Below are 21,191 nucleotides of genomic sequence, written 5' to 3' on the forward strand. Positions count from 1 at the left end.
GGAGGAGGAACGCTATGCGCAGCAGCCTGTTATCCATCGTGGGCATTGCCGCCGTCATCGGGTGTGCCGCGCCGGCGTACGCCGACCCCGATGCCAGCGACGCCGCCTTCCTGAATTCCTTGAAGGCCTCCGGGCTCGCCTTCAGCAGCAGCGATCAGGCCATTGCGGCCGGCCGCGCCATCTGCACCATGGCTGACAGCGGCGAGACGGGATTGCAGGTCGTCAAACGGCTCACCGATGACAACCCGGGGCTGACCATGGACGGCGCCGCGCAGTTCGCGGCAGCCGCCGCCAGTGCGTACTGCCCGCAGCACCTGCACAAGTAGCGGCTAGGCCTTTGTCAGCGCTGCGTAACGGGCGACATGGGAGTCGGTGGTTCCGAACTCGTATTGAATTGCGGTGAGGCGCTTGAAGTAGTGACCGATCGCCAACTCTTCGGTCATGCCCATGCCGCCGTGCAGTTGCACCGCCTGTTGGCCGACGAATCGGGCCGCCCGGCCGATCGTCGCCTTGCCGGCCGACACCGCGCGGGCGCGGGTCGCCTCATCCGCCTCGAGATTGAGCATTGCCAGGATTACCGCGGCGGCCGACTGCTCGACCTCCATGAACATGTCGACCATGCGGTGCTGCAGAACCTGGAAACTGCCGATCGGCTGCCCGAACTGCTGGCGTTGTTTGCAGTATTCGACGGTGTCCGCCAAGACTTTCCGCATGCAGCCGACCGCCTCGGAGCACACCGCCGCGGCACCCTCGTCGCGGGCCTGCGCCAATGACGGCCACGCCCCGCCCCGCTCACCGAGCAATGCGTCAGCACCGAGCCGCAGGTCGGTGAAGGTGACGTCAGCGGCGCTGCGGTCGTCGATGGTGCGATACGGGTGCAATGTGATGCCGGCGGCGTCGGCTTCGGTGAGGAACAACGAGATTCCGTCTTCGCCCTCGATGCGGGCGGTCACCAGCAGATGCGTGGCCAGCGGCGCGGCCACCACCACGATCTTCGAGCCGTTCAGCACCCAGCCGTCACCGTCGGCGCGTGCCACGGTCTGGGCTTCCTGCCAACGGTCAGCCGAATCCTCTTCCGCGGCAGCCAATGCCACAACGGCAGTGCCGGCCACCACGTCCTTGAGCACGTCGGCTGCGACCGGATTGCCGGAGCGGTGCAGCAGTCCGCCGGCCACGACCACGGTGTCGACATAGGGCTCGATCACCAGGGCATGCCCGAGCGCTTCGGTGATGATCATGAGCTCTACTGCGCCGCCGCCGATTCCGTCGAACTCTTCGGGGAACGTCGCGCCGAGAATGCCCAGTTCCCCGGCGAAGGCCCGCCAGATCTCGGGCTGCCACCCGGCTCCGGTCTTGACCGCGGCACGGCTGGTCTCGAGGTCGTAGCGTGCGGCGAGGAACTTGGTGATGCCGTCGCGCAGCATCTGCTGCTCATTGTTCAAGTTGAAGTCCATTTAGAGTCCCAATGCCGCCTTGGCCAGAATGTTCCGCTGAATTTCGTTGCTACCGGCGTAGATCGATCCGGCCCGGTCATTGAAGTAGTGCAGCGGTGCCACCGCCTGCCACGGTTCGCCTGACGCATATCCGTCGGCGGGAGGCTCATAGTCGGCAATAGGCCCGCCCGGCGCGGTGACATGCGGTTGGTAGATGCGTCCGCGCGGTCCGGCCGCCTCCAACGCCAGTGCGGTCAGTTCCTGGCTCAGCTCGGTGCCCAGGATCTTGAGCATCGACGACGACGCCCCGGGATTGCGGCCCTCGGCAACGGCGGCGAGCACCTGATATTCCAGGATTTCCAACACCTCTGCGCGAATCCGCGCATCCGCGAGCTTGCGCGTGAACGCGTCGTCGTCGGCGAGCGCTCCACCGCCTGGACCCGGTTGGCTCATGGCCGCCGTGGCGATCTCCTCGGCCATCACCTGCAGGCCCGGCGCCACGGCGCCGCCGCCGCGCTCGAACTCGAGCAGGTATTTCGCCACGGTCCAGCCGTTGTCGATCTCCCCGATGACGTTGGTCTTGGGGACCCGCACCTCGTCGAAGAACACCTGGTTCTGAATCTCTTCCCCGGAGGTCATCACCAGGGGCCGGATCTCGATACCGGGCGAGGTCATGTCGATCAGGACGAACGTGATGCCCTGCTGCTTCTTGGCGGTCCGGGAGGTGCGCACCAGGGCGAACATCCAGTTCGCCTCGCCGGCGTGGGTGGTCCAGATCTTGCTGCCGGTGCAGACCAAGTCATCGCCGTCGACGGTGGCCGCCATGGACAGGGCCGCCAGGTCCGACCCGGCCTCCGGCTCGGAGTAGCCCTGGCAGAAGAACACCTCACCGGTCAGAATCCGGGGCAGGAAGTAGTCCTTCTGGGCCTCCGTCCCGTAGCGGACGATCGCGTGCGCCACCATCCGGATGCCCATCGGCGACAACGAGGGTGCGCCGGCCAGCGTCGACTCGCGACTGAAGATGTAGTGCTGGGTCAGGGTCCAATCACAGCCGCCGTGCTCCACCGGCCACGCGGGCGCCGCCCAGCCCCGCTCGTGCAGGATTGCCTGCCACGCCATGCTGGCCTCGTGATCGGCGTAGACGCTGGTCATCAGCCGACCGGCTCGACGCAGCTCCGGGGTCAGCTTCTGGTCCAGAAACTCCCGCACCTCGGCTTGAAACGCCCGGTCTTCCTCCGACCACAGCAGATCCATTAATCTCCCCTGCCGTACCGGCGGATAGACGCTTTTCCGCGCAGTCTAGCGGCCGCTTTTTCCGGCCCGGCCCCCTGTCTGGGCTCCGGCTATCGGATGCGCCCGGCGATGCCGTCCACCAGCAGTGCGCGGCTCTCCGCGGCGCCGTCGAGCATCCGGGTGATCCGCTTGACGATCTGCCACCCGCCTGGGGAGTTCGCCCGCCTGAGGTGAAAGTAGTTGGCGCCGCCGCGCGCGACCCGAAACTGGTTGTCCTGTTTGACCAGCAGAGTCGACTCACATACGGCGACCGCCTCGTCACCGGTCACGGTGACCACCGCCGGGCCCAGGAAGTGCGTGCAGCCGCGGGCGATGAGAGCCTGGTGGCCGCCGGAGCGCACCATCGCCGCTATCTCCTCGCGGCCGTTCATCAGCCAGTTTTCGACGTCGTAGACGCCGTCGGGCCGCCACAGCGCTGCGGTCGATTCAGCGTCACCGGCATCCACCAGCGGGCCGTAGGAGGCGATCAGCCGCTCGATCGCGCGCTCGTCCTCGATCTGCTGCAGACGCCGTTCCAGTTCGGCCAGGCGCTGCTCGATCATCGCTGCTCCCGGCGGGGCAGGCCGGCCAGCTCGGCGAGCGCGACCAGCTGGTCGCCGAAGTGCGCCGCAGAACGCGCGGAGATCACGCAGCTGACATCGGTGGCACCGATGTCAGCCAGCCGGCCGATCCGATCGAGGGCCTGCTGCGGGGCGCCGATCGGGTCCAGGGGCGGCGTCGACAACACCACCGCGAATTCGTCCGGGAGGTCCACGGAGCCAAGATGTTTGGTCAGCTCTTCCCTGGTGAGGCCGAACGGTGTCCAACCGTCACCCAACTCCACCGCCCGGCGTAGTGAGCGGCGGGTACGTCCACCCACCCAGATCGGCACCCGCTGTTGTACGGCGCACGGCTGCACGATCATTGAGTCGAATCGGTAGAAGGCGCCGTGGTAGGCGGGGTTGGTGGTCGACAGCGACGCCCGCAGCGCCTTCATCGCGTCGTCGGCCCGGGCGCCGCGGTCCTCCCACGCACAGCCGAGCAGGTCGAACTCCTCTCGCAGCGACCCGACCCCGACGCCGAGAATCAACCGGCCGCCGCTGAGCCGGTCGAGGGTTCCATAGCGTTTGGCGAGCTCCAAGGGGTGGTGATAACCGAGCACCACAACCGATGTCACCAATTGGATCGCTTGGGTGCGGGCGGCGAGAAATGACAGCGTGGCCAGCGGATCCCAGTAGGTCGTGCCGCGGCCGGCCGCGGCGTCGGCGGGAACCGCGACATGTTCCGAGCAGGTGAGGTAGGCGAACCCGAGTTCGTCGGCGGCCGAGGCGATCCTGCTGATGTCCTCGACACCGCCCTCGGCTTCCCAGCTCGACGCCGTACCGGGGACCTGGATGACGACCGGCGTCGCCAAGCCGAGCCGCATCAGCAGGACCGAATCCGGGGACCGTTGTACCGCAAGGGCTCTGCGCCTTTCGTTGCGCCTCGGATCTGAGGTAACCTCGATGGTGAAACTAGAATGAATTTTAGTTATGGAGGCGTCTGTTGTCCAGCGGTGCGCAGTGGGCCCAGCAGTACGGCCCCTGGGCTGTGGTCGCCGGCGGCTCGGAAGGCGTGGGTGCGGAGTTCGCGTTCCAACTGGCCGAGGCCGGTATCGATCTGGTCCTGATCGCCCGCAAGCCCGAGCCGCTGCGCGACACCGCCGATCAGTGCCGGGCACGCGGTGTGCGCGTCCGTGAACTGGCCGTTGATCTGACCGCCGCGGATGCGGTGACGCGGATCGCCGAGGCGACGTCGGACATCGAGGTCGGACTGCTGATCTACAACGCGGGGGCCAACACCCACAGCGCGGAGTTCCTCGACGGCGATCCGGCGGCCTTCGAGCGCGTGCTCGACCTGAACGTACGGACGCCGCTGGCGTTGATCCACCATTTCGGCAGGCCGATGCGCGTCCGGCGGCGCGGCGGCCTGCTGCTGGTGGGCTCGCTGACCGGGTATCTCGGATCGGCGCGGCAGACCGTGTACGGGGGCGCCAAGGCGTTCACCCGGATCTACGCCGAGGGCCTCTGGCTGGAGTTGCGCGACTACAACGTTCACGTCCTGGAATTGGTGCTCGGCGTGACCAGCACGCCCGCCATGGCGCGGGCCGGCCTCAACTTCGACGTGCCGGGGCTGGTGATTTCCGATCCGGCCGAGGTCGCCCGCGAAGGCCTTGAACAGCTCGCCCGGGGGCCGGTGCACGTCATCTCCGCCCACGCCGGCAGTCCCGCCCTGCGCGCCACCACAGATCGAGCCGCGGCCGTGCTCGCCTCGCATCGGATGATGCAGAAGCTGCTCGCAACGGCCCCCCGAGCCGCCGATGCCCCGCCCGCCGATTGAACGCGAGGCCGCCACCCCCAGCACGCCCGCGCAGCGGCATCGCTGCGGACGCATCCTCTCCACTGCGGCCCGCCTCGGTGCCCGCGACGGGCTGGAGGCCGTCCGGATGCAGGACGTTGCCGATCAGTCAGGGGTGTCGATCGCAACCCTCTACCGCTACTACCCCACCAAACATCACCTGTTCAGCGCCTTGCTGTTGCACTACACCCAGACCGCCGGTTCGTCGCGCCCGCCGACGGGCTGTCCGGCAGACGATGTCACCGAGCTCATGGTCGGCATCTGCCGATCGATGCTCGCGCGGCCTCGCCTGGCTCGCGCCATGATCACCTCCGTCAATGCCCGCCGATCCGAGTCGACGGCGACCGGAGATTTCGCCCTGCGCGCCACCATCTTGTCCGCCGCCGGGATCACCCGGCCCTCGCCGCGGGACACCCAGCTGGCCCTGCTGGTGGAGCAGTGCGCCTACGGGATCTTGTCCTGGGCGGTGATGGGTGAGACGACCCCCGCCCAGGCCGAACGCGACATGCGCCGCGCCTGCGAGCTGCTGCTAGCGCCCTGGCGAGGTGATACGCACGCCGGCCGCGCGGCGCTGCGCTGACACCGCCACAACGCCACCGCTGGAGGTCGGCATCGCCAGCGCTGTCCCTAGGATCCAGGCGAACAAGAACGCCGGCATGACGGTGATGGCGTAACCCTCGAGCGACAGCGGGCCGCTTGGGAAGACGAACGTCAGCAGCAGCACCGGATGTACCGCTGCGGCGGCAAGGGCCAGGTGACCCGTGTAGGCCGGCAACGTGCGGCGCGAGTAGACCGCGGTCACGAATGCGCCCAGCGCGACCACCAGGGGCAGCCCCGACATGGCCAGCAGTCCGAACGTCAGGTCGTAGAGCAGTGCTGCCGCGTCGGCACTGCGGCGCCGGTACAGCAGCAGATCAAAGGCGGTGAATCCGCTCAGCAGCAGAGTCAGGCAGCCGATGAGGCCCGCGGCGAAGCAGGTCGGAATGACCGATTTGATGGGAACGCGATCCCGCAGGTAGGTCCACACCGCGGCACCGAAGACGAACCACAGCGTGACGCCGACGGTGTTGAGCGCCATCGTCAGGACCAGCCGGTCGTGGTGGGCCGCGGCCCACCGCGCCACCTCGATCGGCTGCGTTGTGGTGCCCGGGAACGACCAGATCGGACAGATCAGCAGCGTGGTCGCGGGCAGGCTGACACCGGCGATGCCCGACCACCGGGCCACTCGCGGCGCGTCCCAGGACGCGCCGATCACGAACGTTCCCCCGCTCCTCGGGCGAGGTCCCACTGACCGAAGTCCGCGGCCAGGACGTCGTTGACATCCACATGCGCGCCGTCGATGACGAAACCCGGCTCGGTCTCGGTGACGATTTCTCGCTGGAAGAGTACGGCTGCCGGTTCGCGGTCTCCGTGCGACCACGCCCGGGTCTGCCATGCCCACCGGTGGCCCGGGCTGGTCGACTGTCCGATCACACCGTCGCTGATCGCCCAGGTGCATTGGCGGGCCCCGCCGTAGATTCCGGTCCGGTCAACGCCCAGAACGGAGTTGATCCCGCGAAACCATTTGACTGCCACGTTCTTCCAGGTGGCGGCGTCGATGTCCTCGTCGACGCTGAAGAAGATCGGCGCTGACGGCGGTCCCCCGGCCGCGGCATGCAGCCGCAACGCCGTCTGCGCATCGGCCACGCCGCCGTCAAAACCCCGAGTGAAGTCCGACGGCGACTGCGTCCAACCCGGCTTGCCGAACTGGTAGCAGCTGGCGACCTGCAGGCCGACCGCGCGCAGCCCGTCCGCGTACTCACGGGTGACGGGCTTGAAATCGAAGGTGGCGCCGGGCCGAAGCTCGGACACATAGACCAACGCCCCGTCGAATCCGGCAGCCTTGATCTGTTCGGGCGGCACCAGCCGGTGGGCGAAATCGATGACCTGCAGCCCGTTCGCGCCGGCCCGCGGCACGCCGGCCGTCGCCCCGAGGGCGCCGGGCAGGGCCAGCGCCGGACCGAGTAACGCGGCGTACCTGAGCATGTCGCGCCGCGAAGCCGAACGCGTCACAACTAGGAAGGGTACCGGCCGGAACTTCGGCAGAAGGTGCTGATCACGGATTCACCGAAGTGGCCGATGGCCTCCACCGCGTGGCCGAGACTGTCGCCGGGAACCGCGACCTGCACCCAGGTCACCCCGACTTCGGCGAGGCGGCCCAGGCCGTCCAGGTAGGCGCCGGGATCGAAGTCGTCGTGGCCGAGCCGGCCGCCGGCGAGGTTGGAGAAGCAGACGTCGATGGTCGACCAGTCCCGGCCGGCCTCGTCGCAGCGGCGCTTCAGGTCGTCGATCCCGGATGCCAGCGCTTCGATCGAACTGAGCTCGGCGGTGCGGGCTGCGCTGGCCAGACCCGCCGGCGCCGCGAACGGCACCCAGCCATCACCGCGGGCCGCGACGCGCCGGCGCGCGTTCCCGGTGTTCCCGCCGATCCAGATCGGCGGATGCGGGCTGCTGGTGGGACGTGGATGAGCGGTGATTCCCCGGGCCCGGAAGTGCCGGCCCTCGAACGAGATGTCATCACCGGTCCAGATGGCCCGGATGACGTCCAGGCTCTCTTCGACCAAGGCCGTGCGCTCATCGAAGTCCACCCCCAAGGCCGCGAATTCGCCCTTGAGGTATCCCACGCCGACGGCCAGGGTGAACCTTCCCCCCGACAGGAGATCCAGTGTTGCGCCCGATTTCGCCACCACGAACGGGTTGCGGTAGGGCAAGACGACCACATTCGGTATGAACCGGATCTTTTCGGTATGCGCAGCGGCGAATCCCATTGCCACAAACGGGTCGAGGCTGTCGTGGCCGCCGGCGTCGAGCCAGCGCTGGGTGGGCGCCGGATGGTCTGTGAAGCCCATGGCGTCAAACCCGGCGGCTTCGGCGGCCCGTGCAACGGTGGCCACCCCGTGCGCAGAGGCGAGCTCGGGATCGCACGGATGGGTGATGATTGGATAGGTGAACGCGAATCGCATGCGGCTCCCCTTCGGCTGGAGTTGCTAAGCGGTCGTCGGCCGAGAGGGCCCGAGAATGTAATCGCCACTGTCGGGGTGGTGGTACCAGCCGCCCGCGGCGTGCGTTCCACCGTCGACATGCAGCGTCTGACCCGTCACGTAGGAACTCAGGTCACTGGCCAGAAATACGGCAGCGCCCGCCATTTCGTCGACGTGCCCGGTCCGACCCATAGGGATCATGTGGGCGGCGTTGGCCAGCATCCCGGCCGAGCCGACGCGCTCGATACCTTCGGTGAGCGTGAGGTCCGGGGCCAGACAGTTGACCCGGATGCCGTGCGGTGCCAACTCCAGAGCCGCAGTCTTGGTGAGGTTGATGACGCCCGCCTTCGCCGCTGCGTAAGCCGCGTAGCCGGGCGCGGCACGGGTGCCCTCGATGCTGGCGACATTGATGATGCTGCCCGCCGCTCCGCGTTGGACCAGCGTTTGCGCGACGCGCTGCGTACAGAGCAGGACGTGGGTGAGGTTGGAGCGGATCAGGGTGTCCCACCCTTTGGGTGCGGTGTCCAGCAACGGGGAGAAGAACACTCCGCCGGCATTGTTGACCAGCACCGTCGGTACGCCCGCCACGGCAAGGGTTTCGGCCAGTGCCGCATCGACCTGATCAGAGTCGCGAACGTCGATTGCGCAGGCGTGGCCGCCGACCAACTTCGCGGTCGCTCGGGCAGCTTCGGTGTCACGTTCCCAGATCACCACCCGAGCGCCGAACTCCGCGAAGCTCTCGGCGATACCGCGGCCGATCCCCGAACCGCCCCCGGTGATGACGGCGACGCGTCCATCGAGTGTCGCCGCCGCTCGCCGCAGTACCACTACCGATCCTCGGACTTCGGTCCCGCGAGCGGCTCGGCTATCGGCCGGACCAGGACTTCTTGCGCGGTGCTGGCCACATGGCGACCGGTGGCATCGACCAGGGTGCCGTGCACCAGAGCACGGTGTCCGGCGGTGGCAACGGTCTGCTGGGTGTAAAGGTGCCACCGATCGAAGTGGACCGGGCGGTGCAGCCACACGCTGTGGTCCAGGGTCAGTCCGACGTGCGTGGCATGGTCGATGGGCTCCGGGTGGGCACGAAAGGCGGTGTCCACCAGCAGATAGTCGCTGGCGTAGGCCAGCAGCACCGCGTGCAGCTGCGAGTCGCCGTCCACCCCGCGCGGCAACCGCATCCAATGGGCACGTGGGCCCGACGCCTGTGCGCCACCGAGGAAGACAGGCGCTTCGGCGGTGCGGACTTCCAGCGGCGGGGGTCGTTCGATCCAGGTGTTGCCCCGCCCGGCCAGGTGCGCCGGGGCGTGTTGCACCCAGTGCTGCAGCAGGGGAAGGGCTTCGGGCTCAGGTCCCGGCAGCGGCACGGGAACGCCGTCGGCGCTGTCGGGGCTGGTGTCGAAGGACACCGTCGCCATCATGAGGGTGCGCCCGCCCTGTTGCACGGTGACCTGCCGGGCCGACATGGTGCGTCCGTCGCGGGTGCGGTCGACGGCGATCTCCAGCGGTACGGCTGAGTCACCGGGGCGCAGGAACGACGCGTGGATCGAATGCGCCGTGAGCTCGGGCACCGTCGCGGCGGCCGCGGTCATCGCCTGGCCGATCAGCTGGCCTCCGAAGATCCTGCCGAACCGGCCGGCCTCATTGCCCGCCCGAAAGCGGTCGTCGCCCAGCGGGTGCAGCGTCAATACCTGCTCAAGCGTGTCCAGCGCGTCGAGCGTGGCGCGTTCCAGTCGGCTTCCGGACCCGAGCAGGGGGCCGACGTAGTCGGGTAAGGCGACCTCGGACGCCGACGTCTGCACAACTTCCTCCTCACCCGCTGGCCCGTCCGCGGCGGACTGCCGACACGGGTGAATAACTGCTAGCCCATTTAAGTAAAGGCGAACGACTCAGGTCAAACTCCCCCGCATTGTCCGGTTCCCGGCGCGGGTAACACCGTTAACAGCAGTCACATTGTTAACATCGGGCCGTGTCAGACTCTGCGCGGTCTCCCCGCCCTCGCCACCACGTCTCCCGACGTGACGCGCTGCGCTACGCATCCGCGGCGGCCCTCGGGCTGGGCGCAGCCACCGCCGGCGCACCGACGGCATCGGCCGCAGGCCCCACGCTCATCGATTACGCCATGCGCCAGATTCCGGCGCAGGATATCCGGGCCGCCGGCCATGCCGGCGTGATCAATTACGTCTCGACGTCGCGGCCCGGTTCCAACTTCGGGGCTAAGCCGATCACCCGGCCCTATGCCGAGTCGCTGACCGCCGCGGGGCTGGTGATCGTGAGCAATTACCAGTACGGCAAGCCCGGCGGTACGGCGCCGTCGGACTTCACCCGGGGATACCCCGGAGGAGTCGCCGATGCGCGCACCGCCTGGCAACTGCACTCCGCGGCCGGCGGCGGCCAGAGTGCGCCGATCTTCTTCAGCGTCGACGACGACATCGACCGCAACACCTGGAACACCGTGGCACTGCCCTGGTTTCGCGGGATCAACTCCGTGCTGGGAGTGCAGCGCACCGGGGTCTACGGGGGCATCAACGTGTGCCAGTGGGCGGCCGCCGACGGTGTCATCGGGGTATCCCGCACACCCGGCAAGCGGTGGGCTTGGCAGACGCGATCCTGGTCGCGGGGCCAGATCGACCCCGCGGCGGTGCTCTACCAGCGGATTGTGAGTACCGCCTCGACGCCGGGCCCGATCGTCGGCGGCATCGAGGTCGACGTCAACGACGTCCTGGCCCAGGACTGCGGCCAGTGGAATCTACATCCCTAAGGTCGCGAACCGATCAGGACTTGCTGGCGAAGAAGAGTGCCAGGGTAAGCAGCACGACACACGCGAGGCTCGTGTAGACGCCCAGAGATGCTGACGCCATGAGTGGGCTCCTGTCTGCGAAGACTGTTGGTCGGTTCGTTGAAGGCCGATCTACAGCAGCTGCGTAGCTGGACGGCCGTGCCGCGATCGCCATTAAGCTAGCCGTCCACCTCGACCGTCGTCAAACAAGACTCCCGCCGAGGCCGCCCTGTCAGGACGAACTGAATTCCGCCGCCTTGACCGTCTCCCATTCCTCGTCGGCGATCAGGCCTCGCCAGTCGACCGGCAGGGAGTCCAGCGCGTCCTCGATGCACAGCCACACCGACTCCAGCGGCGAGGCGCCCGGGGCGGCGGCCGCGATCCGGCTCTCCACGTCATAGTTCGGGGCGTGCGGTGCGTTGCTGAACGGTGCGAGCGCATTGATCGCATCCATCACGTACCGCCGCAGGTCCGCGTAGGGGCGGTCGCGCAGCTCCTCGGGCAGGATCGGCCTGCCGAAGATGTAGTCCTGTGCGGCATGGCCGTAGGGCACTTCGAGCTTGTGCGGCAGCGACTCCTCGGGCAGGCCACCGGCGAAGTACACCGGCACGATCGGCATCGACATCTCGATCGCCATGTCCAGCAGTGTCGACGTCAGCCGCTCGACCCGCTGGGCCGAACTCACGCTGCGGGTGCCGTCGGCGTGCACCATGACCGAGACGCCGCCGGCCGCAACCTCGCGCTTGAGCTCATCGATCAGACCGAAGAACTCCTGGGGTTGCCGCTGGTCGAAGTAGCGCAGATGGCCCAGTTGTTTGCCCGCCGCGGTATCGATCATCCGCAGAAGATTTCCGACCCAGCCCTTTTCGTGTTTGGCATGCCCGATGGTGACAACCTTCGTACCGGTCAGCCACGATCCGACGGTGGTGCCCAGCAGCGATTCGATCTGCACCTGATGATTGGCCAGCAGCATCACCGGCCGGCCGTGCACAGCCGCAATCGCGGCCGGATCGGTGACCACGACGTGGCGTACGTAGCGCGACAGCACCGCGCCCAGGGCCAGCTCGCCGAACCACCCGTCCGGCATGCCCGCGCTCTGAGTCCACCAGGCCCGAACCGGCTCCCAGTCGGTCACCGATGCCGCGCTCGCGCGGCACGCTCCCGGCCCCAGCTTCTCCACGTCGACGGTGATGCGCTCCAGCGGCAGCGCCGGGCAGCTCACCTGACCGTCGACGATCTGGACCCGCTCGGGGTGGATGGCGTTGTGCACGGCGTCGGCGACCGCTTCCTTGGTCACGATGTCGACCATCAGCGAATCGCCTTGGCTGTCCGTGCCGTACACGGCCTGCAGAGTGCCCTTGAACCAGTCGAGGGTCGCCATCCGCGCCGTGTCGAGCTCGAGGACACCGCGCCCGAGCCGCTCGCTCAGTGACAGTCCCGGAACCGCCTGGCGGCGGCCCATGAATGCGCGTCGTTCGGGACCGCCGACCTCGGCCAACGGTCCCTTGCTCAACAGAAATTCGGCCATGCGGATGCGCGCCCATGGCTTTCCGGCAACGCTGAGCCACAGGTCGAAGGTCGGCATCCGCCCTTCGTCGTCGTCGAAACCCACGAATCGCGCGTCCACGTCCACGGTCCCCGTCACGGGTGTGTCGGAGTAGAACCGGGCCGAGAGGATGCGGCGCGGGAACCCGACGTCGGGGTCGCGGGCATCGGCGTACGACGCGGGATCGGCGGTGGCGGAGGTCCACACGCTCATCGCGGTGTGCGGCACGACGTGCAACGCGCCGTCCAGCAGTCCCGGCTGCAGTTCGCCGACCGGAACGCCACAGCGGTCGATGGCAAGCGTTCCGGTGGAGCCGTTGCGGCCGATCTGGGCGCCGTCGGTCAGGGTCGCGAATGCCGGACCGTGAAACACCGTTCCGTCATAGGGGTCGGCGTAGGGCACCGCACCGTCCAAGGGGGCGGGCGGTTCGGGTTCACCGGCGTAGTCGACTGCGGTGAACACCACGGCGTGAGCGTGAATCTCCCAGCGGGACAACTCCGCTCGTGGGGCATCGCGCCACACCTCGAGCCGGCCCTGGAACTGACCGGCCTGCGTCTGCTCCAGAACCACCCGCAGCTGCTTCGGGGAGTCGACCACGACCCACCGGACCATCTGGACATCGGTGATCTCGACCACCTTGGCTCCCCCGGAAGCCCGGACCGCCGCCTGGGCGAACAGGTCCATCACCGACATCATCGGCAGCGAGGGGATGACATAGGTCGGGCAGTGATCGACGATCCAGGCGTCCTTGGCCGGATCGAGGGTGACCTCCATCGTCGTGGTCTGACCCGCAGGGGCTGAGATCGCCGCGGGCGCGGGGGCCGTCGCGGGCGTCGTGCTGACACCGGCATCGGCCGGGGACAACTGCTCCCCGGTGCCGGCGACGATGCGCATGCCCAGGTTGCTGGCGGAATAGATGCGCTTGTTGTCCACCCACAGCGATGCCTCGGCCACCGCGAGGATCCCGGCGTCTTCGCGAACGATCCGGGTGATCTCCACCTGCCCGACGATCTGCTTGTTGGTGGGGATGATCTGGCCGCGGTACCGCCACGTCATGGCGTCGTGCAGGGCGGCCGGCTCGAAGCGGGCCGCCGGGCCGGCCTCTTTGCCGAGTCCGAGGTCCAGCATCCCGAACTGCAGTATCTGCAACAACATCTCGATGCCCAAAGAACCCGGTTGGACCGGATCCTGGAAGAAGTGCGCCTTGAAGTACCACTCGGCGGGGTTGACGTCTTTGACGCCGCGCCACTGCCCCAGTCCGGCGGCGCCGCCGGTCGCCCAGCGGCCGGTCACCCGATCCACCATCAGCAGCATCGGGTCCGCCAACCGCGCTCCGGCGCCGAAGAACTCGGCGGGCTGGGTGGTCAGGTCGACCACCGGAGCCTCGCAGGGCTGCGCCAGTGCGGCACGCTGTTCGTCGCTGACGGGCAGACCCACCTGGTTCTGCAGCGCTTCGCGTTTGAAGTAGCCGAATACGGTGTCAAAGGTGTAGACCGGTCCGTCGTCGGCGGTGATCTCCCCGTCGAAGCCGACGATGATGGTGCCGGCGGCCTTGGCCAGGCTCTTCAGCTTCACCTTGATCCGCAGCGTTCCCGTCGCCGGGGTCACCTCACGGTGTTGAGTGCCGGTCCCGTCCAGGTTGCGGAAGAACAGGTCCGCCTCGCCGTCCAGCGGGCAACCGACGTAACTGGCCAGCCAGCCGCAGGGCTGCAGCGCGACTTCCATGAGCACCGCGTTGGGCATGGTCTCATTGCCGTTGGCGGCACCGTTCTCGGCGAAATACCAGGCGTCGGAGGGGACGTCGTATTCCACGACCACCTCGGCGCCGGCCTTCATCACACCGGTCTCACCGGACAGCTCGGCGACCCGGGACATGAAGTGATACGGCGGGCCGGGCAACCGCGCCGCCTTGCGGTGGGAGTCGAACTTCTCGAACAGCGGCCCGAACGCCATGGACGGCTTGGCGATCGCGCTGGCCAGCATCGCCTGGTAGTCGTAGCGGAACCCGTTGACCTCGGCGACCGGTTTGGGCTCGACGTAGCCTTCGAGCTCTTTGGCGCCGGTGTCCATCGGCCATCCCGGTGACAGCTTCAGGCCCATCCGCTCGCAGTGGAACGCCGGCAGGCCGTCGACGGTGCAGAGCAGGTCGGCGAACAGCGTCGGCTCGGGTCCGGCGATGACCTCGCGAACGAACACCTCATAGACCACCTCGCGCGACTCTGGGGTGACCTGGCCCCGGCAGCGCAACTTGTAGGTCTCGAAGGGCACCGGCTCGAAGCGCCAGCCGTCACAGTCGATCGTCATGCCCAGAGCGGTCATGTAGATCGCCATGGTCTGCATGTTCGCCTCGTACATCAGCGTTCCCGGCATGCACGGGTCGTTCTTGAAATGCCCTGCGAAGAAGCAGTTCTCCGGCGTCACGGGTGCGACCGCCCGCAGGTAGCCGCGGCCCCACGGCCCACCGGTGAGGTCCAGATCCGTGACCTCGTCGACGAAGAGCATGTCGCCGGCGTGGATGCGGGGAGTGCGCGTGTGGCTGGCCGCCCGTTCGAATCCCTCACCGAACGTCTGCCAGATGTCGCCGGAAGCCATCGCCTCCAGGTCGGCGCGCTGCAGCGAGGTGCGTGTCGTCTGCACCGGCGTCGGGTCCATCGGGCCGCTGACGGTCTGTTGCTCAGGGCGCCACAGGATCCCGCCGGATGCGGCCAGCTCCTCATCGGTGAAGAAACCGGCCTGGCCGTTGCGCATCGACATCCGCTCGACGCCGTCGATCGTGCAGTCGTAGTGGAAGAAGAACAGTCGCACATCGCCTTGCCGGGCGTGACCGTCCACATGGATGTCGAAGCGCAGGGTGTCGCCGATCTCGGGCAGGCCACCCAGGTAGGTCACCTCGCAGCCGAGCAGCCGGTAGACCCGCTCGCCCTTGTTGAGCAGATCGGCGCCCATCCAGGAGATGAGCATCAGGTCGGCCTGTCCGCTTTCGATCATGATGCCGGCAGGCATCCGACCCTGCTGGAGCCACCAGGAGTCGGCGGTGACATCGGTTTCGGTCCACAGCGTTCCGGTGCCGAGGCGGGCCGGCTCGGCGTCGATGCCCAGCAGTCGATCCGCCAGCAGCAGCGGCGGTTCGGGCATCCGGACCTGTCGCAGGTATTGGTCCTGCTCGGCGAACGCCGGACCGAAGATCTCGGAGATGTTCCCCGAGGCGTGCACTCGCAGGCCGTCCTTGTCGAGCTGCAGACCCACCGGTTCACGCTTGACCGTCGGGGTGGGGACCACCTTGTCGGCCGGCTTGACGGGCTGGACAGCCCGGCTTGCCCCAGCGGGCAACGCCGTGGCGGCGGGGGTCGCCGGGGCAGCGGGGGTTGCGGCGGGCCGCGGCTCCGGTTGCGCGGGTGCCGGCGCGGCTACACCCAGCGGCAGCCGGGCCAGCGACTCCGCGACCGTTGCCAGAACCGGAGGCATCGGGAGTTGTGTTGGCATGTGTTGCTCCAGGTGATGAGGGGGGTTCGTTCCTGGCGCCGCGACGCGGGGTGGCAGCGCAACCGCGGGCAGGTGGGCGGGGAAGTTGAGCCGGATGGGTTTCCCGGTGGTGGTGGCTCCTGCCGGCGCGGTCAGTGCCGCGGCCACCGACCCGCCGGCCGACGACACCAGCGTGACGTGTTGCCGCTGGCCGGCCATACCGGTGAGTTCGACGTCGACGCGCCGCTGCTCGGACGTCCAGGGCTCGCCGTCGGGCCATACCCCGAGGGCTCCGTAAAGCACGCCGGCGGCCACATGCAGCAGTCCCGAGGCGGCGTGCGCGTGACCCAACAGCGTCGAGAGGTTCACCGCCCCCGCAACGGTGCCCAGGTGCAGACACTCGGCGTCCACCTGCTGCTCGGGCAGCAGGGTCGCGTATACCGGGTCGCCGTCGCGGTGCGCGTCGGCGGCACGCTTGAGCACGAGAACGACGGCAGCGTCCGCGGGGGTCTGCTCGTCGGCGTGCAGCAACGCCCGCGCCGCCGCCTGATGAACCGGTTCGCAGCTCAGGTCCACCGCCCCGACCACGGCTGCGTCGATCTCTCCCCGGCGCAACGCCCGCGCTGCCATCTCGAGGGCTGTGGTGCCCGAGAGCTGTTCTCGCGACACCGTGTAACTGGGTCCACGCAGATCGAATTGACTGTTCAGGCGGTTCGCCACGATGTTGGGCATGGCTCCCACGACGCCCGCGGCGGTCCACTCCGCCACGACGCCGTCGCGGGCCGCGGCGAGCTGGTCGGGATCGTCGAAGTCATCCGCGAGGCGCCAGCGTTGCCCGAATCGGTTCACTTCGGCGTCGCAGCCCATCCCGACGACCACGCTGGTGGTGTCCTGCGGCAGGCGCTTGATCAGCTCGCCGATGTTGAGGGCGGCGCCGAGCAGGGCCAGTTGCTGGGGCTGGGTCTGTTTGAGATCGGCCGGCGGGAAGCGGGTCTGGGTCAGGTCCAGGCAGACCTGCGCCATGCGTGCGTCGCGGATCCCGTCCGGCGCCCCGGTGGGTATCGGCCGGCATGTCTGCAAGTGCTCGGCGACGGAGGCGGTGTCGTGTCCGTCGCCGACCAGGAGGCTCAGTCCGACGATCGCGATCTCCTGCTCGGGCCGCGGCGCGGGCACCGGTGCGGCCCGGGTTGGACCGTCGACCCATTCTTCGAGCAGCAGATGGGCATTGTTGCCGCCGAAGCCGAAGTTGTTCACCGCGGCGCGACGCGGGCCGTCGCTGTCCCACGGCTCGGCTTCGGTGAGCAGCCGGAACGGGGAGTCGGCGATGAAGGGCAGCGGATCGTCGGCATGCAGGGTGGGGGGGCGTACCCCGGCACGCATCGCTGCGAGAACCTTGATGGCTCCCGCCGCGCCGGATGCCGTGATCGAGTGCCCCAGATTGGATTTCAGTGAACCGATGGGCACGTCGGTCATGCCGCCGAAGATGCGCGCCATGCTCATCAGCTCGGTGAGGTCGCCGCGCGCCGTCCCGGTGGCGTGACATTCGATAAGGGAGATGTCGCGGGGCTCGAGACCGGCCATCTCGTAGGCCAGTCGCATCGCGCGTTCTTGGCCGTCCTGGGAGGGCACCAGAAATCCCTGTCCCCGACCGTCGTTGCTCAGGCCCACGCCCCGGATAACGCCCAGGATGGTGTCGCCGTCGGCGACCGCATCGTCAAGGCGCCGCAGCACCAGGATGGCGGCGCCCTCGGCGGGGACCAGCCCGTCCGCGCCGCTGTTGAACGGGCGCGAGCGTCCCGTTCGGCTCAGTGCCTGCAGGGCGGTGAAGCCGATGTGCAGCAACAGATCACTGGCGCCGTTGATGCCGCCGGCGAACATGACGTCCGCGGTGCCATCATGCAGCCGATCGCAGGCCAGCTTGATGGCGTACAGCGACGACGCGCAGGCGGCGTCAAGCGCGGCGGCGCCGCCGGTCAGGCCCAGTGCCTGCGCGATGAGATGCGCCGGCAGCCCGGACATGAAGCGGCTGCGCCAGTCGATCCCCGATTCTTCTCCCCGCCAGACCATTTCGGCGAGGTCGGTCATCTTTCTGGTCGGGTAGCTCAGGTTGCCCAGAACGATCCCGGCCGAACCCGGGACCTCGCCTGCCCGCCATCCCGCACTGTTGAGAGCCTGCCTGGCCGCCTCGATGCCCCACCGGTAGAGCGGGTCGAGTCCGACGAGATCGTCCGCGTCGAGCAACAGGCCGCGGGGGTCGAATACGTCGTCGAAGCCGCGGACGTAGCCGCCGCGGTCCGACCAGGTGTGGTCGAGTTCGGGTACATCGGCTGGCGCGCACAGCACCCGTGCCGGCGACACGCCCCAGTAATCCGGGCTCGCTGAGTCCAGCGCGTCGCGGCCGTCGTGCACGGTGGTCCAGAGCTCATCCGCATTCAGGCCCCCGGGTAGGACGCAGCCCTGCCCGACGATCGCAATCGGATCAAACTTCACGTCGAATCATCCGCCGTAGGGATACAACTCGAGTCGCTTGAGACTGATCACCAGCTGGTTGTCGGCGTCGATCAGATCGAGGTCGCAGACGGCGCGGCTGGTCTTGGCCTCACCGCCGCTGAGCACGCATCGCAGTCCGGTGCCCAGCGCACCGGACCGGTAGCGCACTATCTCACCCACGCGCAGCGGAAGGACATTGCGGCCCAGCAGTTCATAGCTCCAGACCAGTGCCGCCTGCAGACATCCGTCGACGGCCGCCGGGTCGGTCGCCCAGCCCTCCCCCGTCCAGCCCACGGACGTCAGTCCGGACAGGTAGGCCGTTGCGGCCGTCTCAGCGAAGTCCACCGCGTCGAGCACGCGGAATGCGGTGCCGTGGAACAGTGCCCCGCCGGTGTAGCAGGTTTCGCGGTCGATCCGGCGACTTGCCGGCGCCGGCGCCGGGGCGCTCACGACCGCCGGTGCCCCCGAACGCATCTCGACTCTGGCCGAGTAGTACACGGTGGAGTCTTCGATGTCGGCCAGCGTCAACGTCATCAGCTCGGGGCGAGTGTCGTCGGGCACGCACCGCACCAGCAGGGGGTTGCCGTGCTTCTCGAACTCATAGAGCGTCACACCGCGCAACACCTTGAGGTCCAGGACCCGATCCACGTAGTGGCCGGGCCGGCACGCCTCGGCCATCCGGATGAACCATTCGAGCGCCTGCACGACGGGCAGCACGACATTGCCCTGAACCCGATGATCAAGCAGGTAGGGCTGCTGCGACACGTGTGCCAACACTCGTGCGACCCGGCCCTCCGGCGGGATCGGATGCGTGGGCAGCCCGGCGAGGACGCCGTCGCCGAGGGTCACTTCGGAGGTTCCGGTTTCGCCGTCGAGGACCTCGGCGACGAAGGCACGCGCGCCGTCGGCGAGCGGGATCAACGAGATGCCGCGGGACTCGAACATCGCCTTGAGGCCCGGTGTCACCATTCCCGAATCCCACGGACCCCAGCCCAGTGCCCGCACCAGGCAGGACGGTCCGCGGCGAGCCTGCTCCGCCAGGGCCACCTTGTTGAGGATCTCATTGGCCATGGCGTAGTCGCTCTGGCCGACGTTGCCGCTGCGCGCGGCCACTGAGGAGAACAGGGCGATCACCTTGAGCGCGTCGTTGGCCGTCGCATCCAGCAGCGCGCACGCGCCGCCGACCTTGGTCTCGAAGACCCGGTCGAACCCGTCGAGGGTCTTCTTGTGCAACGGCGCATCGGCCAGCACGCCGGCACCGTGCACCAGTCCGGTGATGGGACCGAACTCGCTGCGCACACTGTCCAGCAGCGCACCCAATTGGGCGGCGTCCCGGACGTCGGCGGCGGCGTAGCGCACGCGGGATCCGGCCGCGGCCAGCGCGGCCAGGGTGGCCCGCACCTCGCGGTCGGCCAGGATGCGCTGCGCCTGCTGCTCCAGCTGCTTGGGCGTGACCTTGATTCCCTGCGCCGCGGCGCCGGCGAGCAGCGCCCGCTTGAGCTCCGCATCGGTGGTCAGGCCCGCGACCTCCGGCGGTTCCTCGCTGAGTTCGGTGCGCCCGATCAGCACGAAGGCGGCCTGAGTCTGCTGCGCCAGCGCGATCACCGAACCTGCGGTCACCCCGCGCGCCCCACCCGAGACGACGATGACGTCGTGCTGGCCGATGCGGGGCGTACGGGTGGTCACCTGCTGGGCGCCCGCGACCACGGTGGTTCGCCCGTGTGCACTGCCCAGGCCGACTTCGAGTTCCACCCCGCCGGCCAGGACCTCGTCGGCGATCTGTTCGGCGATGACTAGCGGCGAGCGATGCCCCACGGCGATGTCGACTGCTTTGACCTGCGCGCTGGTCCATTCCTGCGCAGCCGTCTTGGCCAGCGCACCGATCCCGCCGGACCACGCCCGCAGTCCGGGGTCGGTGAGCAGACCGAACGTGCCGCCGGTGTCTTGAACGGTGACGAAGACGCCGCCCCGTTCGGCGAACTGCGCCGCGATGCGCTGAGCATCGGAGAACAGCACCCGGTTGACGGCAAGCGCCTCGGCACGGGTGGCGATGGGCCGCAGGCCACCGAGGTGAATGACCGCCTCGGCATCGACGCTGGGTTGGGCCACAATCGCCGCGCGAATGCCGTGGGTGCGCAGAATTGCGGCCAGGGCTTCGGCCGTCTCAACCAGCGCGCCCTGCGCGGCCTCGGCCGTCACGATCTCGACGGTCCGGGCGCTGAACAGGCCGGGCAGGCCCATTCCACTCACCGGGGCAGCGGTGGCGCGTACCGCGTAGCGCGCCACCTCCGCGCCGGTTAACTCCCAAAAGGGGCGCGATCACCTGCCGATGCACCGTTGTGCGCCAGGTGCACAGGTGGCGATCCGAGCAGCGACTGCAGGTAGTCGACGATCTCGCGCAGCGTCACCAGCGCCGCCATGGTCGCGGTGTCCACCTCAGGCAACGTCGGCACCCGATCCTGCACCGCCGACAAGATCTCCACCCGCTTGATCGAGTCGATACCCAGATCCGCCTCCAGCGCCATCGACAGATCCAGCATCTCCACCGGATAGCCGGTCTTGTCAGCAACCACCGCCAACATGTCCCCGACCAGATCCACACCCGCCGCCGCCGGCGCAGGTGCAGCAGATGCAGGCGCAGCCGCCGGCGCAGGAGCTGCTGCAACCGGGGCAGCAGCAGGCGCCGGCGCGGCAGCAGGCACCGGCGCGGCCGCCGGCGCCGGGGCCGCCGCCGGACCCAGCAGCGACTGCAGGTAGTCGACGATCTCGCGCAGCGTCACCAGCGCCGCCATGGT

16 protein-coding genes are annotated in these 21,191 nt (G+C 68.5%); 4 read left to right on the top strand and 12 right to left on the bottom strand.

Annotated elements, in window-relative coordinates; all coding sequences use genetic code 11:
* Positions 1 to 14 precede the first annotated feature (14 nt).
* Positions 15 to 326, top strand: a complete 312-nt coding sequence (locus AWC18_RS11870) for a DUF732 domain-containing protein (RefSeq protein ID WP_085138860.1) — start codon at positions 15 to 17, stop codon at positions 324 to 326.
* Between the two features lie 3 nt (positions 327 to 329).
* Here the strand turns inward: AWC18_RS11870 and AWC18_RS11875 are convergent, their stop codons facing one another.
* From AWC18_RS11875 to AWC18_RS11890, 4 genes are all read right to left on the bottom strand, one after another.
* Entirely contained in the window at positions 330 to 1,454 is a 1,125-nt protein-coding gene (locus AWC18_RS11875; RefSeq protein ID WP_085138861.1) for an acyl-CoA dehydrogenase family protein, read from the bottom strand.
* Entirely contained in the window at positions 1,455 to 2,687 is a 1,233-nt protein-coding gene (locus AWC18_RS11880) for an acyl-CoA dehydrogenase family protein (protein WP_085138862.1), read from the bottom strand.
* An 89-nt stretch (positions 2,688 to 2,776) separates the two neighbouring features.
* Positions 2,777 to 3,268: a nuclear transport factor 2 family protein gene (locus tag AWC18_RS11885; protein WP_085138863.1), complete on the bottom strand. Its 492-nt coding sequence runs from the start codon at positions 3,266 to 3,268 to the stop codon at positions 2,777 to 2,779.
* Entirely contained in the window at positions 3,265 to 4,131 is an 867-nt protein-coding gene (locus AWC18_RS11890) for an LLM class F420-dependent oxidoreductase (protein WP_085138864.1), read from the bottom strand. Before AWC18_RS11890 ends, AWC18_RS11885 begins: the two co-directional genes overlap by 4 nt.
* 119 nt (positions 4,132 to 4,250) lie before the next feature.
* On the opposite strand from AWC18_RS11890, the gene AWC18_RS11895 reads away from it, so the two are divergent.
* Together AWC18_RS11895 and AWC18_RS11900 are read left to right on the top strand one after the other, a co-directional pair.
* On the top strand, positions 4,251 to 5,084 hold the full coding sequence (locus AWC18_RS11895; RefSeq protein WP_085138865.1) for an SDR family NAD(P)-dependent oxidoreductase: 834 nt from the start codon (positions 4,251 to 4,253) through the stop codon (positions 5,082 to 5,084).
* On the top strand, positions 5,065 to 5,682 hold the full coding sequence (locus tag AWC18_RS11900; RefSeq protein ID WP_085138866.1) for a TetR/AcrR family transcriptional regulator: 618 nt from the start codon (positions 5,065 to 5,067) through the stop codon (positions 5,680 to 5,682). Before AWC18_RS11895 ends, AWC18_RS11900 begins: the two co-directional genes overlap by 20 nt.
* Here the strand turns inward: AWC18_RS11900 and AWC18_RS11905 are convergent.
* The 5 genes from AWC18_RS11905 to AWC18_RS11925 are packed head-to-tail and all read right to left on the bottom strand — an operon-like array spanning position 5,632 to position 9,921.
* Positions 5,632 to 6,357 carry a hypothetical protein gene (locus AWC18_RS11905; protein ID WP_208858358.1) on the bottom strand — a complete coding sequence of 242 codons (726 nt, stop codon included), beginning with the start codon at positions 6,355 to 6,357 and terminating at the stop codon, positions 5,632 to 5,634. The two genes, AWC18_RS11900 and AWC18_RS11905, sit on opposite strands and share 51 nt — an antisense overlap.
* Positions 6,354 to 7,127, bottom strand: coding sequence for a DUF1906 domain-containing protein (locus tag AWC18_RS11910; protein WP_085138867.1), 774 nt, complete (start codon positions 7,125 to 7,127; stop codon positions 6,354 to 6,356). The genes AWC18_RS11905 and AWC18_RS11910 overlap by 4 nt, the downstream gene beginning before the upstream one ends.
* Positions 7,128 to 7,156: 29 nt before the next feature.
* Positions 7,157 to 8,104, bottom strand: coding sequence for an LLM class F420-dependent oxidoreductase (locus tag AWC18_RS11915; protein WP_085138868.1), 948 nt, complete (start codon positions 8,102 to 8,104; stop codon positions 7,157 to 7,159).
* Between the two features lie 24 nt (positions 8,105 to 8,128).
* The gene (locus tag AWC18_RS11920; RefSeq protein WP_085138869.1) at positions 8,129 to 8,950 is read right to left on the bottom strand and encodes an SDR family NAD(P)-dependent oxidoreductase; all 822 of its coding nucleotides are present in this window, start codon (positions 8,948 to 8,950) and stop codon (positions 8,129 to 8,131) included.
* Positions 8,950 to 9,921: an acyl-CoA thioesterase gene (locus AWC18_RS11925; RefSeq protein WP_085138870.1), complete on the bottom strand. Its 972-nt coding sequence runs from the start codon at positions 9,919 to 9,921 to the stop codon at positions 8,950 to 8,952. Before AWC18_RS11925 ends, AWC18_RS11920 begins: the two co-directional genes overlap by 1 nt.
* A 167-nt stretch (positions 9,922 to 10,088) precedes the next feature.
* Here AWC18_RS11925 and AWC18_RS11930 point away from each other — a divergent pair, with 167 nt between their 5' ends.
* Positions 10,089 to 10,880, top strand: a complete 792-nt coding sequence (locus AWC18_RS11930) for a DUF1906 domain-containing protein (protein WP_085138871.1) — start codon at positions 10,089 to 10,091, stop codon at positions 10,878 to 10,880.
* Between the two features lie 250 nt (positions 10,881 to 11,130).
* On the opposite strand, the gene AWC18_RS11935 is transcribed toward AWC18_RS11930, so the two are convergent.
* From AWC18_RS11935 to AWC18_RS21125, 3 genes are all read right to left on the bottom strand, one after another.
* The gene (locus AWC18_RS11935) at positions 11,131 to 18,396 is read right to left on the bottom strand and encodes a beta-ketoacyl synthase N-terminal-like domain-containing protein (RefSeq protein WP_085138872.1); all 7,266 of its coding nucleotides are present in this window, start codon (positions 18,394 to 18,396) and stop codon (positions 11,131 to 11,133) included.
* Between the two features lie 6 nt (positions 18,397 to 18,402).
* Positions 18,403 to 20,682: an SDR family NAD(P)-dependent oxidoreductase gene (locus tag AWC18_RS11940; RefSeq protein ID WP_133054992.1), complete on the bottom strand. Its 2,280-nt coding sequence runs from the start codon at positions 20,680 to 20,682 to the stop codon at positions 18,403 to 18,405.
* 11 nt (positions 20,683 to 20,693) lie between these two features.
* Positions 20,694 to 21,191: phosphopantetheine-binding protein (locus AWC18_RS21125; RefSeq protein WP_208858359.1), on the bottom strand; the 498-nt coding region annotated here is incomplete at its 5' end.

It is taken from the genome of Mycolicibacter nonchromogenicus, assembly GCF_002101775.1.
In the GTDB taxonomy this organism is placed as follows: Bacteria; Actinomycetota; Actinomycetes; order Mycobacteriales; family Mycobacteriaceae; genus Mycobacterium; species Mycobacterium nonchromogenicum.